The organism is Streptomyces liangshanensis, from assembly GCF_011694815.1.
Lineage (GTDB): Bacteria > Actinomycetota > Actinomycetes > Streptomycetales > Streptomycetaceae > Streptomyces > Streptomyces liangshanensis.
Genome location: NZ_CP050177.1, coordinates 7485546 through 7499307, shown reverse-complemented (window position 1 = coordinate 7499307; position 13762 = coordinate 7485546). Strand labels below are relative to the sequence as shown.

At 73.2% G+C, this 13762-nt stretch carries 13 protein-coding genes; 4 read left to right on the top strand and 9 right to left on the bottom strand.

The annotated features are described in order from the left end of the window. Positions 1-200 precede the first annotated feature (200 nt). The 5 genes from HA039_RS32620 to HA039_RS32600 all read right to left on the bottom strand — a co-directional run bounded on the left by HA039_RS32620 (position 201) and on the right by HA039_RS32600 (position 5914). Positions 201-1361, bottom strand: coding sequence for an NAD-dependent formate dehydrogenase (locus tag HA039_RS32620; protein WP_161310431.1), 1161 nt, complete (start codon positions 1359-1361; stop codon positions 201-203). Positions 1362-1463: 102 nt separating this feature from the next. Then, positions 1464-2432: a LysR family transcriptional regulator gene (locus HA039_RS32615; protein ID WP_167035511.1), complete on the bottom strand. Its 969-nt coding sequence runs from the start codon at positions 2430-2432 to the stop codon at positions 1464-1466. A gap of 136 nt (positions 2433-2568) precedes the next feature. Continuing rightward, entirely contained in the window at positions 2569-4563 is a 1995-nt protein-coding gene (locus tag HA039_RS32610) for an ABC transporter permease (RefSeq protein ID WP_167035509.1), read from the bottom strand. 40 nt (positions 4564-4603) lie between these two features. Continuing rightward, positions 4604-5419: a molybdate ABC transporter substrate-binding protein gene (gene modA, locus HA039_RS32605; protein WP_167035507.1), complete on the bottom strand. Its 816-nt coding sequence runs from the start codon at positions 5417-5419 to the stop codon at positions 4604-4606. A gap of 99 nt (positions 5420-5518) precedes the next feature. Further along, positions 5519-5914 (bottom strand): TOBE domain-containing protein, encoded by a 396-nt coding sequence (locus tag HA039_RS32600; RefSeq protein ID WP_167035505.1) that lies wholly within the window; start codon positions 5912-5914, stop codon positions 5519-5521. Positions 5915-6134: 220 nt separating this feature from the next. Here HA039_RS32600 and HA039_RS32595 point away from each other — a divergent pair, with 220 nt between their 5' ends. The 3 genes from HA039_RS32595 to HA039_RS32585 all read left to right on the top strand — a co-directional run bounded on the left by HA039_RS32595 (position 6135) and on the right by HA039_RS32585 (position 8478). Further along, complete coding sequence (locus tag HA039_RS32595) at positions 6135-6554, top strand: TOBE domain-containing protein (RefSeq protein ID WP_167035503.1); 420 nt, start codon at positions 6135-6137, stop codon at positions 6552-6554. Between the two features lie 106 nt (positions 6555-6660). Further along, positions 6661-7230 (top strand): TetR/AcrR family transcriptional regulator, encoded by a 570-nt coding sequence (locus HA039_RS32590; RefSeq protein ID WP_167035501.1) that lies wholly within the window; start codon positions 6661-6663, stop codon positions 7228-7230. 69 nt (positions 7231-7299) lie between these two features. Further along, positions 7300-8478, top strand: a complete 1179-nt coding sequence (locus HA039_RS32585; RefSeq protein ID WP_167035499.1) for a GDSL-type esterase/lipase family protein — start codon at positions 7300-7302, stop codon at positions 8476-8478. A gap of 30 nt (positions 8479-8508) precedes the next feature. Here the strand turns inward: HA039_RS32585 and HA039_RS32580 are convergent, their stop codons facing one another. From HA039_RS32580 to HA039_RS32570, 3 genes are all read right to left on the bottom strand, one after another. Continuing rightward, a complete protein-coding gene (locus HA039_RS32580) occupies positions 8509-9801 on the bottom strand; it encodes a methyltransferase (RefSeq protein WP_167035497.1) in 1293 nt (430 codons plus the stop codon). 86 nt (positions 9802-9887) lie between these two features. Next, positions 9888-10130, bottom strand: a complete 243-nt coding sequence (locus HA039_RS32575) for a hypothetical protein (protein WP_167035495.1) — start codon at positions 10128-10130, stop codon at positions 9888-9890. Positions 10131-10134: 4 nt separating this feature from the next. After that, complete coding sequence (locus HA039_RS32570; protein ID WP_167035493.1) at positions 10135-10839, bottom strand: TetR/AcrR family transcriptional regulator; 705 nt, start codon at positions 10837-10839, stop codon at positions 10135-10137. 275 nt (positions 10840-11114) lie between these two features. Between HA039_RS32570 and HA039_RS32565 the strand changes: the two genes are divergently transcribed. Continuing rightward, on the top strand, positions 11115-12509 hold the full coding sequence (locus HA039_RS32565) for a DUF2252 domain-containing protein (RefSeq protein ID WP_167035491.1): 1395 nt from the start codon (positions 11115-11117) through the stop codon (positions 12507-12509). Between the two features lie 24 nt (positions 12510-12533). Here the strand turns inward: HA039_RS32565 and manD are convergent, their stop codons facing one another. Continuing rightward, positions 12534-13748: a D-mannonate dehydratase ManD gene (gene manD / locus HA039_RS32560; protein WP_167035488.1), complete on the bottom strand. Its 1215-nt coding sequence runs from the start codon at positions 13746-13748 to the stop codon at positions 12534-12536. Between the last annotated feature and the right edge of the window lie 14 nt (positions 13749-13762).

The window sequence follows — 13762 nt, the reverse complement described above, 5'->3', positions numbered from 1 at the left end:
ACGTACGGGGAGACGTGAGCTTACGGGTGCGCTCGTACGGGCCCGGACGCACCGCTGCCCCGGCCGAGGGCGCGGCCGGGGTAGCGGGGTATCGCTCAGCTGGGTGCGGAGGTTCAGCTGAAGTCGTGCTCAGCCTGACGAGGGGTCAGCCGCTCGCGTCCGCCACTCGTGCGAAGTGGGGCCGGAGGGCAGACACTTCGCTACTTCTTGACGGAGTAGGAGTGCGCTCCCACACCGGCGAGGGCGCCGCCGTCGACGATCAGGTACTCGTCGCGCTGGGGCGTGCCCGCGAAGAAGTTCTCCAGGATCTCGCGCGTACCCGCGGCGTAGCGGGCCTGGGCGGAGAGGGAGGAGCCCGAGATGTGCGGGGTCATGCCGTGGTTGGGCATGGTCCGCCACGGGTGGTCGGCCGGGGCGGGCTGCGGGTACCACACGTCGCCCGCGTAGCCGGCGAGCTGGCCGCTCTCCAGCGCGCGCACGATCGCGTCGCGGTCGGTGATCTTGGCCCGCGCGGTGTTGATGAGGTACGTGCCGCGCTTCATCTTGGAGAGCAGCTCGTCGCCGAACAGGCCCTCGGTCTCCGGGTGGAGGGGCGCGTTGATGGTGACGACGTCGCAGTGCGGGACCATGGCCTCGGCGCTCTCGTGCCAGGTCAGGTTCAGCTCCTGCTCGACGGCCTCCGGGAGACGGTGGCGGTCGGTGTAGTGCAGGCCGACGTCGAAGGGGGCCAGGCGGCGGAGCACCGCGAGGCCGATGCGGCCGGCGGCGACGGTGCCGACCTGCATGCCCTCCAGGTCGTACGAGCGGGCGACGGCGTCCGCGATGTTCCAACCGCCGTCCAGGACAATCTTGTTGGAGGGCAGGTAGTTGCGTACCAGGCCCAGCGTCATCATCACGACGTGCTCGGCGACGCTGATGCTGTTGCAGTACGTGACCTCGGCGACGGTCACACCCTTGGCGATGGCCGCGTCGAGGTCGACGTGGTCGGAACCGATGCCGGCCGTGATGGCGAGCTTCAGGTTCTTGGCCTTCGCGATGCGCTCGGCCGTCAGGTACGCCGGCCAGAACGGCTGCGAGATGACGATGTCCGCGTCGACCAGCTCCTGGTCGAAGACCGAGCCGTCGCGGTCCTTGTCGGAGGTGACGACGAGGGTGTGGCCCTGGGACTCCAGGTAGCCGCGCAGGCCCAGTTCGCCGGAGACGCTGCCGAGGAGGTGACCGGGGGTGAAGTCGATGCCCTGAGGAGTGGGCGCCGTCTGACCGCCGGGGTAGCTCTCGATCTTCGGGATGTCGTCACGCGCGTACGTCTTCGGGTACCCGTCGATCGGGTCGTCGTACAGCACACACAGCACCTTTGCCATGATGGCGGCTCCTCATCGTTCAGTGCGGGAAGATGCTCAAAGCGTGCTCCTGACCAGCGCGGACGGTCAAAATGAAAGTTTCTATGCCCGGATAGGCAACGGCTATCCGGGGCTGCGGAGCGGTTGTCCGCCCGCAGGTCGGGCCGGGTGCAGGTAGGTGTCCAGCAGTCCGTCGAGCGCCTGTCGTACGCCCGCTTCCCTGGCGATCTGCAACAAGGCCCTGGCCAGGACGGGTTCGGGGCTGCGGTCGGCGATGACGAGGCCGACGCGCGGGCCGTGGGCGGGCCGCTCCAGGGGCACCACGCGCATGCCGTCGGGCACGCCGAACATGTGGAGCCAGGCGTGCGAGATGACGCTCGACCAGTGACCCGCCCTCAGGTGCGCGTAGAGCGCGGCGACGGAATCGGTCTCGATCGCGGGGGTCACGGCGGGCGCCCCGTCGGCCGCGAAGTACTCGTCCATGATGCGGCGGTTGCGCATCTGCGGGGAGAGCAGGCACAGCGGGAGGGCGGCGATGCGGGCCCAGCCCACGACGTCCTGGCCGGCGACGGGGCCGTCCTGCGGGGTGAGGAGGAGGTAACGCTCCTCGTACAGCGGGGTCCTGCGGACCTGGCCGAGGCTGTCGTCGTCCAAGTACGTGAGGGCGATGTCGAGTTCGAACTCGGCGAGGCGCTGGTTGATGTCCCGGGACGAGAGGGAGTCGAGCGAAACGCGGGCCTGCGGGTGCCGTTCGACGAACGGGGTGGTGAGCAGGGAGGCGGCGGTGAGCGCGGTGGGGATGGCGCCCATGCGGAGGGTGCCGGCGAGGCCGCCGTGCATCGCGGACAGCTCGTGGCGCAGGGCGTCCCGTTCGGCGAGGATCCGGTGGGCCCAGAGCAGGACCCGTTCGCCTTCGGGCGTCAGTCCTTCGAAGCGGCGGCCGCGCTGGACGATGGGGACGTCCAGTTCGCGTTCGAGTTTGCGGATCGCCGCGGAGAGCGACGGCTGGGACACGTAGCAGGCCGCCGCGGCCCGCGCGAAGTGCCGTTCCCGTGCGAGCGCGACCAGGTACTCCAGTTGTCGCAGCAACATCGTGTGCTCCCCTGCTCTCTTCTGCCTCTCCACCCTGCCAGGCCCGCGGTCTCCTGACGCCGCTCCGACCGGCCGGATTCCCGGCGGGACCGGCCGGTTTCCTCCCGGACGGCCCGCAGGACGGCCCGGGCGGCTCTCACAGGGCGACCCAGGTGACTTCGGTGGCCTTGACGCTGGTCCAGATCGCGGCGCCGTCCGCCAGGCGGAGTTCCGCCGCGGCCTCGGGGGTGATCTCGGCGACCAGGTCGGGCGCCTCGGGCGAGGTGACCAGGATCCGCAGCCTGCTGCCGAGGGCGGTGATCTCCCGGACGGTGCCGGGCCACACGTTGCGGGGGCTGCCGGCCGGCCGGTCCCGGTGCACGGAGACGGCTTCCGGGGCGATGATCGCGAGCGCGGCGGTGCCGGGGGCCGGCGGGTCGGCGACGACGAGGCGGCCGCCGCCCGCGGGCACCAGCCCGTCGGGACCGAACGTGCCCGGCCAGGCGTTGCGGCCCAGCATCCGGGCGACCCAGGGCGAGCGCGGGTTACGGGTCACCTCGGCGGGCGGGGCGTCCTGGAGGGCGCGTCCGGCGTCGAGTACGAGGACCCGGTCGGCCAGGGAGACGGCCTCGACGGGGTCGTGGGTGACGATCAGGCAGACGCCGCCGAAGCCGTCGAGGTGGCGGCGGAGGGTGTGCCGTACCTGTCCCCGGGTGGTCTGGTCGAGGGCGGCCAGCGGCTCGTCGAGGAGCAGCAGCCGGGGGCGGGCGGCGAGCGCGCGGGCCAGGGCGACCCGTTGGGCCTGGCCGCCGGAGAGCTGGTGGGGCCGGCGGCGCGCGAGGTGGCCGACGCCGAGCCGGTCCAGCCACTCCTGGGCGGCCCTTCGCGCGTCGGCGCGGCGCACGCCGTGGGCGCGCAGGCCGTAGGCGGTGTTGGCGAGGGCGTTGAGGTGGGGGAAGAGCGCGCCGTTCTGCGGGACCCAGGCGACGCCGCGCCGGTGCGGGGGCAGGGCGGTGACGTCGAGTTCGCCGAGGCGCAGGGTGGCGTGGGAGCGGGGGGTGAGCCCGAGGAGGGCGCGCAGGAGGGTGGTCTTGCCCGCGCCGTTGGGCCCGACGACGGCGATGGTGGTGCCGGGCTCGGCGTCGAGGGTGAGCCGCGTGAAGCCGGTGACCTCGGCGCGCATCCGCCACCGGGACGCGTCCGCGGCGGGCGCGGCCGAGTTGGGGGGCAGGTCCCCGGCGGGGCCTCCCGGGTTCCCGGGTGGGTCCTGCGGGGCGTTGGCCCCGGGGTCGTCCGCCGCGTCCGCGCCGGAGGCCTCGTGCGCGGCGGACGAGCGGTCGCGGGTGCCGCCGCCCGTCCAGCGGCCGCGGAGCGCGATCAGGACGGCCATGGCGATGGCGAGCAGCAGGAGGGAGACGGAGGTCGCCGCCTCGGGGTCGTCCTGGAGCAGGAGGTAGACCCGGAGCGGGAGGGTCTGGGTGGTGCCGGGCAGGTTGCCCGCGAAGGTGATCGTCGCCCCGAACTCGCCGAGCGCCCGCGCCCAGGTCAGCGCGGCGCCCGCGGCCAGTCCCGGCGCGACCATGGGGAGCGTGACGGTGAGGAACACCCGTACCGGCGAGGCTCCCAGGGACGCGGCGGTCTCCTCGTAGGCGGGCCGCAGGCCCGCGAGGGAGCCTTCGAGGCTGATGACGAGGAACGGCATGGCCACGAAGGTCGCGGCGAGGACCGCGCCGGACGTGTGGAAGGGCAGGGTGATGCCGAGGCTGTCCTCCAGCCAGGGCCCGAGCAGCCCGCGCCGGCCGAAGCCGAGCAGGAGCGCGACACCTCCCACGGTGGGCGGCAGCACCATCGGCAGCAGGACCAGGGAGCGCACCAGCGTCTTGCCGGGAAAGCTCACCCGGGCCAGCAGCCAGGCCAGCGGCACCCCGAACAGCAGGGACAGGCCGAGGGACCAGAAGGACACGATCAGCGAGAGCTTGAGCGCCTCGACCGTGTCGGGTTCGGTCAGGTGGGTGCCGAGCCTGCTCCACTCCGCACGGGCGAGGATCCCGACCAGGGGCAGCAGCAGGAACGCGATCGCGAGCAGCGCGGGCAGGAGCAGCGTGAGCGGGGCGCCGCGGGGGCGGAGGCGTCCGCCGGGGAACGCCCTCATCGGGCGTCCCCGGGGACGGTCCGCCCCCTGTCGGGACAGGTCACGGCTTCTGGAACCCGGCGTCCTGGAGGATCTTCTGGGCCTCGGGACCGCTGAGCCAGGTCACGAACGCGGCGGCGGCCTCGGCGTTCTTGGACGTCTTGAGCGTCGCGGCCGGGTACTGCGCGATCGCGTTCTGCGCGTCGGGGATCTCGATGGCGTCGACCTTGTCGGGCGCGGTCTCGGCGTCCGTCTTGTAGACGATGCCCGCGTCGGCCTCGCCCAGCTCGACCTTGCTCAGCACGGCGCGGACGTTGGGCTCCTCGGAGACCGGCTTGACGTCGATCTTCTGGGCGTCCAGCACCTGCTTGCTGTAGCGGCCGACCGGCACCTCGGGCGCGGCCAGCACGACCTTGAGCTTGGGGTCGGCGAGGTCCTTGAGGTTGTCGACCTTGTCCGGGTTGCCCTCCCCGGTGGCGATCACCAGGCGGTTCTTGGCGATGACCGCCGGGGTCCCGGTGTCGGACGCGAGGCCGTCCATGGTCTTGGTGTCCGCGGTGACCAGCGCGTCGGCGGGGGCGCCCTGCTTGACCTGGGCGGCCAGTTCCTGCGAGCCGGCGAACGAGAAGGTCACCTTCGTGCCCGGGTGGAACGACTCGTAGGCGGCGCCGGCCGTCTTGAACACGTCGGTGAGCGACGAGGCGGCGAGGACGGTCAGGTCCGCCGACGCGGGTGCCCCGGACGCGGCCGGGGACGTCGTCGCCGCGGCGGCGGGCTTCTTGTCGCCGCCGTCGTCACCGCAGGCGGCCAGCGGTACGAGGAAGGCGACGGTCGCGAGCGCGGTGGCGGCGCGGCGGCCGGTGAAGGTGAAGGACATGAGGGCGGGGGCTCCTTGGCGGTGCGTCCCCGCGCTGGCGCGGGGACGGAACGGACCTGGTGCGGAACGGAAGCGGTACGCGCCGTGAGGCGGAAGAGGTCAGGTGCGGTCGATGTGGACGCTGGTGGACTTCACGCGGGCGGTGGCCTGCATGCCGACCTCCAGTCCCAGTTCCTCGACGGCCTCCCGGGTCAGCAGGGAGACCAGCCGGTGCGGGCCGGCCTGGATCTCCACCTGGGCCGCGACATCGCCGAGTTTGATGGCGGTGACGATGCCCGGGAACGCGTTGCGGGCCGAGGTGTACGACACGTCGTCGTCGCCGGAACCGCCCTGGGCGACCTCGACGGAGAACGCCGCGAGGTCCTTGCCGTCGATGAGGCGGCGGCCGCCTTCGTCGCGGTGGGTGGCGACCCGGCCGGCATCGGCCCAGCGGCGCGCGGTGTCGGGACTCACCCCGAGGAGACGCGCCGCCTGACCGATTGTGTAGGACTGCATGTGCGAAAAGATAGGCCGCTTTCCCTCGCATTCACAATTCTTTGGTGCGATCTCTCTGGCAGATGCGAGTTCCGTTTGAGGAAGCCCCAGGGTCCGCGCCCGCCCAACACGGGGACGGGGCGGCCGCTCCGGGTGCCGCCGCGTCGCCGCGGACTGTGATTAGAGTGCGGGGACATTCCACGTGAACCATTGCATTCCACCCCTCTGCGAGGCGCATCCCATGAGCTTGAGCATCCGGAACCAGATCCCCGGGACCGTCACGGCCGTCTCCCCCGGGGAGGTCATGGCCACGGTCAAGGTGCGGCTGGACGGCGGGCAGGAGATCACCGCCGCCATCACGCGGGAGGCGGTGGCGGAGCTGGGCCTCACGGCGGGCACGCCCGTACGCGCCCTGGCCAAGTCCACCGAAGTGGCGCTGGCGACCGGCCCGGTCGAAGGGCTGAGCATCCGGAACCACATCCCGGGCACGGTCACCGAGGTCACGTCCGGGGGCGCCATGTCGGGCGTGAAGATCGCGGTCGAGGGCGGCATCCTGACCTCCTCCATCACGACGGACGCCGTCACGGATCTCGGCCTGGTGGTCGGTTCCTACGTCGTGGCGCTCATCAAGTCGACCGAGGTCTCTCTCGCCACGGTCTGACCCGGGGCCTCCCCCTCCCCCCTTCGCCTCCACCTGAACAACCTAGCCATTTGCCTAAAGGTGTTAGGCAAATGCATGATGGTTGTTGTCGAAAGGGAGGATGGTCATGGTTCGAGCGGGACTGACCCCGGAACGCCTCACGCGGGCGGGGGCCGAGCTGGCCGACGAGGTCGGCTTCGACGCGGTGACCGTCTCGGAGCTCGCCCGGCGCTTCGACGTGAAGGTCGCGAGCCTCTACTCGCACCTGAAGAACTCCCACGACCTCCGGACGAGGATCGCCCTGTTCGCGCTGGAGGAGCTGGCCGACCGGGTGTCCGCGGCGGTGGCCGGCCGGGCGGGCCGGGACGCCCTGGCCGCCTTCGCGGACGCGTACCGCGACTACGCCCGCGAGCACCCCGGCCGGTACGACGCCGCCCGTCTGCGGCTCGATCCCGAGACCGCGGCCGCCAGCGCGGGCGTGCGGCACGCGCGGATGATGCGGGCGGTCCTGCGCGGCTACGACCTGGCGGAGCCGGACCAGACCCACGCGGTCCGGCTGCTGGGCAGCGTCTTCCACGGCTACGTGAGCCTGGAGCTGGCGGGCGGCTTCAGCCACACCGGCGTCGACCCCCAGGAGTCCTGGGCCTGGACCCTGGACTGGCTCGACACGCTGCTGCGCGGCCGCGCCACCTCCTGACCGGCCCGGGCGCGCCCGCGCGCCCGGCCTGCCGGACATCCATGACATCTCGATCAACAGGCTGGAACGATGAGCACCACACAGCACTGGACCACCACCCCCGTCACCGCGGACCTCCTGCGCGGTTTCCTCGACCTGGAGCGGACCGAACACGGCCTGCTCCCCCACCGGCTGCCCGCCCGGGCCCGCCGGCAGATCCCCGACGACCAGCTGGCCGTCGCCGAGGCCCAGCCCTCCGGGGTGCGCCTGGTCTTCCGTACCCGCGCCACCACCGTCGAGCTGGACACGCTGCCCACCAAGCGGGTCTACCAGGGGTTCCCGCCCCCGGCGGACGGCGTGTACGACCTGCTGGTCGACGGCCACCTCGCCGGCCGGGCCACCGTGCCCGGCGGGAACGTCCGCACGATCGTCGACATGGTCACCCAGGCCGCCGAGCTGACCGAGGGGCCGCCCGGCACCGCCCGGTTCACCGGGCTGCCGGCCCGGGACAAGCACGTCGAGATCTGGCTCCCGCACACGGAGATCACCGAGCTGATCGCCCTGCGCACCGACGCCCCGGTCGAACCGGCGCCGGACAGCGGGCGCGACGTGTGGCTGCACCACGGCAGTTCCATCAGCCACGGCTCGAACGCCACTCACCCGACCGGCGTCTGGCCCGCCGTGGCGGCGTCCCTGGGCGGTGTGGAGCTGGTCAACCTGGGGTTCAGCGGCAGCGCGCTGCTCGACCCGTTCACCGCCCGGGCGATACGTGACACCCCCGCGGACCTGATCAGCCTCAAGATCGGCATCAACGTCGTCAACGCGGACGTGATGCGCCTGCGTGCCTTCGGCCCCGCGGTCGACGGCTTCCTCGACACCGTCCGCGAGGGGCATCCGACGACCCCGCTGCTGGTGGTGTCCGCCGTTCTGTGCCCGGTGCAGGAGGACACCCCCGGCCCCCTCGCCCCCGACTTCGACGGCGGCACCCTGCGGTTCAGGGCCACGGGCGACCCGGCCGAACGCGCCGCCGGGCGCCTGACGCTGAACATCATCCGTGCCGAGCTCGCCCGGATCGTCGCTCGGCGGGCGGCCGACGACCCGCACCTGCACTACCTCGACGGCCGTGAGCTGTACGGCGAGAAGGATCACGCCGAGTTCCCGCTGCCGGACGGGGTCCACCCCGGTCCCGAGGGACACCGCCGCATCGGGGAGAACTTCGCGCGGCTGGCGTTCGGCGCCGGCGGCCCCCTCGCCACCGGGACGGGCTGACCGCGTCACGGCCGCCGTCCCGGCGCGCGGTCAGTTCTTGACGGACCGCAGAATGACGAACTTCGGGTCGCTCGTCACGACCTCGCAGTTGCCGAACAGCCGCTTGAGCTTGGTGTGGTAGCCGAGGTGGCGGTTGCCGATGACCCAGAGTTCCCCGCCGGGGCGCAGCGCGGCGCGCGATCCGCCGAACATGCGCCAAGCCGTCGCGTCGGTCGTCGACTGGTGGGTGTGGAACGGCGGGTTGTTCAGCACCAGGTCGACCGACTCCGCGGGGATGTCCGAGAGGACGTCACCGAGGACGAACGCGGCCTCGGTGCCGGCGTCGACGTTCTTGCGGAAGGTCGCCTCCGCCGACGCCACGGCGGAGAACGACTCGTCGATGAAGGTCACCCGCGCCTCGGGGTTGGCCAGCGCCATCGCCGTACCGACCACACCGTTGCCGCAGCCGAGGTCGACGACGTGCTCGGCGCCCTCGCGGTGCGGGAGGTGGTGCAGCAGGAAGCGGGTGCCGACGTCCAGGCGCTCCGCGCAGAAGATGCCCGCGTGGTTGACGACCGTGCGGCCGGAGACCGTCCCGAGCCCGTCGGGCAGGGCGTAGCTGTGCGGCCAGGGCGACGGCGCCCGTACCCGGCCCTGCGCGGGGGAGGTGTGGATCAGCCGCGCCTTCCGGACCGCCAGCGAGGTGGTGGTCGGGCCGAGGAGCTGGTCGAACAGCTTCAGCGTCGAGGTGTGGATCTCGGTGACCCGTCCCGTACCGACGACCAGGGTGTCCGGGCGGACGCCCGGGGCGAGCCGGTGCAGTTGGTCCTCCAGTTGCGCAAGGCTCCTGGGGACCCGGATCACCAGGACGTCGATCCGGTCCGGCGGGGTGTCCCGGGCCGAGAGGAGCCGTACCTCGTCCGTGGCCGCGCCGTCGCGGCGCAGGTTGGCCAGGGTCGCCTGCTGGGTCAGGTACGAGTCGGTGATCTGGACGAGCGGTCCCGTGGTGGCGCTCCCCCGCCGGGCGGCGGCGAGGGCGGTGGTCAGGGCGCCCCAGCGGTCCCCCACGACCACCACGGCGCCCGAGAGGTCCGGGGCGGTGTCCGGACCGGGGCCCGGGGCGGCGTCCGGAGCCGGGCCGGGCTCGCCGGCCGGGACCGCGCCGGACTCCGGGCCCGGATCCTCGCCGGGCTCGGTGTCCTGCCCGGCCCGGGGGCCTTCCGTTCCCGCGAGGTAGCGCAGTACGTACTCGTCGGCGCTGTCCCACGCGCGCAGCGTCTCGCGGGGATGCTCGGGGAATCGGGTGAGGCCGAACTCGCCCCAGGGTGTCGTCAAACGGTTCATGGTGGGCTCAGGCTAGCCCCCGTGGAGGCACCCGTGCGCCGCGCGGCCGCGCGGGACCGCCCGGCGGGGGGCCGCCGACCGGCCGGTCAGGGCGCGGAACCGCCCTCCGGGGGGCGCCGCGCGCTGTCGAGGGCCGCCCGCGCCTGGCGGTAGGTGAGCACGGCCGCGAACTCGGTGCGGGCGATCTCCAGGACCACTTCGGCGTCGGCGGGGGGATGGGGGTGGTCGCGCAGGGCGATGTCCGCCGCCGCCCGCGCGAGCAGGTCGTCGTCCGGGGACGCCCCGGGCTGGGACATCGTGCGCAGAACCTCGTGCCAGAGGCCGGCCATGGTGTCACTTCCCTTCGTACGCGGGGGTGCCGAGCGTGGCGAGAACAAGGTGGGCCATTTCGTCGGCGAGCAGGTCGCGGGAGAGCGTGGCGCTGTTGCGGGCCCAGTGCGCGACCAGTTCGTTGACCGCGCCGATGAGCGCGACCACCGCGAGGGTGTGGTCGCGCGCGACGGCCTCCCCGCGCCGGACGGCGCGCTCCGCCTCGCCGGTGAAGAAGTCGGTCCACAGGCTGCGCCACAGGAGCCGGTGTTCCTCCACGGTGGGCCCGGCCCCGATGACCTCGACGAAGGCGACCCGGGCGGCGGCGGGGTCCGCGGTGACGGCCGCGAGGTAGGCGCGGGTCAGGGCGGTGACCCGGTCGCGGGTGGAGGCGGAGTCGGCGGCGGGGTCCCCGAGGACGACCAGGGCGGCTTCCATGCCGGCCCGCGCGACGTCGTTGTGGAGGGCGATCAGCAGGGACTCTCGGCTCTCGAACTCCTCGTAGAACGCGCGGATGGACACGTGGGCGGCGGCGCAGATCCGTTCGATGGACGTCGTGGCGAAACCGCGTGTGGTGAACAGGTCGAGGGCGGTGGACAGCAGGCGCTCGCGGCGCTGGGCGCGCCGCGACTGCCCCGTACCTCCGGTGCGTCCTGTGCCTCCGGTACGTCCCGTGCGTCCGGCGCGTCCCGTCGGGGGCGTACCCCCGGATTCCCCGTACCGATCCATCCGACCTCCCCGATCGGCCTCACCGGCGCGTGCTCGCGACTTCGGTAAGAGCGCTTATCGAGCATGCCACGCGCGGGCGGCCCGCAGGACCCGTTCGGCCGACAAACCGACTTCCGGGCCGCCCGAACGGTCAGCCGGACGATCAGCCGGGCGGTCAGCCGGGCGGTCAGCCGGGCGGTCACCCGGACGGCTGTCACGCCGGGCTGTCCGCCCGACGTCGCGTGATGCTCGTACGAAGAGACCGGGCAGGGCCGCAGCGAGCGAGAGGGGCCGGCATGACCACTCCCGCCGACCGGGCGCTGGTCGGCCGTGCCGCGCGCCACCACGCGTCCCGCTCCTCGCACGGCCTGTGGATCCCGCCCGCCCACCGGACCGATCCGCTCGCGGTGCTGGCGAGCCGGAACAGCCGGCGCCTTCCCGAGCTGCTGCCCCTGCACTACGCGCGGATGGCGGCCTCCCCGTTCGCCTTCCTGCGCGGGGCCACCGCCGTGATGGCCGCGGATCTGGCGCACAGTCCGCGCACCGGCCTGACCGTCCAGCTCTGCGGCGACGCCCATCTCCTGAACTTCGGCTTCGCCGCCTCTCCCGAACGCGCGCTCCTCTTCGACCTCAACAACTTCGACGAGACGCTGCCGGGCCCGTTCGAATGGGACGTGAAGCGCCTCGCCGTGAGCATCGCGGTCGCGGCCCGCGACAACGGGCAGCCGGACGGCCGGGCGCGGGAGGCCGCCCGGGCCGCCGCGGAGGCGTACCGGACCTGGATGCGGCGGCTGGCGGACCTCGGCGAACTCGACGTCTGGTACCGGCACCTGGACACCACGGACCTGCTGGCGCTCGTACGGGCGGGGCAGCGCGGCCCGGCCCGTACGGACGCCGGGGCCGCAGAGGGGTCCGGGGACCCGGCCGGCTCCCCGGACCCCTCCGCCGCCGCGGACCCGTCCGCCGCCCGCCACCGGACGAGCCTGCGCGCCCTGGAGAAGCTGACCGACACCCCGGGCGGCCGGCGCCGCATCACGCCCGACCCGCCCGTCCTGGAACCGGTGGGCCGGATCGACGCGGCGGCGCTGCGCCGGATCTTCATCGGTTACCGCAGCACCCTCCCCGAGGACCGCCGGGTGCTCCTGGACCGGTTCCGTTTCGTGGACGTGGCCCGGCAGGTCGTGGGGGTGGGCGGGGTCGGCATCCGCTGCCACCTGGTGCTGCTGGAGGGCCGTGACTCGGCGGATCCGCTGTTCCTCCAGATCAAGGAGGCCGGTCCGTCCGCCCTGGAACCGCCGCTGCCGCGCAGCGCGTACGAGCACCAGGGGCACCGGGTGGTCGCGGGGCAGCGGCTGATCCAGGCGGCGGCCGACCCCTTCCTCGGCTGGGTGACGGGGCCGGAGGGCCGCCACTTCTACTGGCGCCAGCTCCGGGACGTGAAGGGCGCGAGCGACGTCGGCGACCTGACACCGGCCCTGCTGCTGGACCACGCGCGCCTGTGCGGTACGGCCCTGGCCCGCGCGCACGCCAGGTCGGGCGACCGGATCGCCATCGCGTCCTACCTCGGCGCCGCCGACACCTTCGACCGGGCCGTCGCCGACTTCGCGCTGCGCTACGCCGACCGCACCGCGCAGGACCACGCCCGGCTGCGGGCGGTCCTGGCGTCGGGCCGGATACCGGCGGCGAGTTGAACCGGCCGCCCCTGCCCCCGCTCCCTACCAGTCGTGGACCGTGCCGTCGCCCAGCCGGTTGACGGGCAGGTAGGCCGGTTCGTACGGGAAGCGGGCGGCGACCTCCTCGTCGAACTCCACGCCGAGGCCGGGCTCGTCGGACGGGTGCAGGAGACCACCGGTGAAGCGGTAGGAGGGCCGGAAGACCTCCAGGGTGCGCGCGGAGTGCGGCGCGTACTCCTGGATCCCGAAGTTGTGGACCGCCAGGTCCAGGTGGATCGCCGCGGCCATCCCGACGGGCGAGATGTCGGCGGGACCGTGGATGCCGGACTTGACGCCGTACACCGCCGCGAGGTCGAGCAGCTTGCGCATCGCCGTGACACCCCCGACGTGCGTGACCGCCGACCGTACGTAGTCGATGAGCCGCTCGCCGAGCAACGGGCCGTAGTCGTGGAGGGAGTTGAAGACCTCGCCGATCGCCAGCGGGGTGGTGGTGTGCTGCCTGACGAGCCGCAGCGCGGTGGGGTCCTCGGCCGGGGTGACGTCCTCCAGCCAGAACAGGTCGTACGGTTCCAGGTCCTTGCCCAGCCGGGCGGCCTGGATCGGTGTCATCCGGTGGTGACCGTCGTGCAGGAGGGGCAGCGCGGGGCCGAACTCCGCCCGGACGGCCTCGAAGACGCCGGGCATGTGGCGCAGGTAGGCGGGGGTGTCCCAGACCTCCTCGAAGGGCCGCGGGTGGCCGCCGACGGGGGCCGGGGCCTCGCCCGGCGCCCCGTCCACGCCGTACACCGAGTCCAGCCCGGGGATGCCCGACTGGATCCGGACGGCGCGGTAGCCGCGCTCCAGGTGGGCGCGTACGGAGTCGAGGATCTCCGGCACGTCCCGGCCCGAGGCGTGCCCGTAGGCGAGGGCGCCCGACCGGGAGGCGCCGCCGAGCAGTTGGTAGAGCGGCATGCCCGCCGTTTTGGCCTTGATGTCCCAGAGCGCGGTGTCCACGGCCGCGACGGCGGCCATCGTGACCGGGCCCCGGCGCCAGTAGGCACCCCGGTACAGGTACTGCCAGGTGTCCTCGATCCGCCCGGCGTCCCGGCCGATCAGCAGGGGTGCGACGTGGTGGCGGAGATAGCTCTCGACCGCCAGCTCCCGCCCGTTGAGGGTGCCGTCGCCGAGTCCGGTGACACCGTCCTCGGTGGTGAGGCGCAGGGTGACGAAGTTGCGGCCGGGACTGGTGACGAGGACGTCGGCGGCGATGATCTTCATGGAGGGCGCGGCTC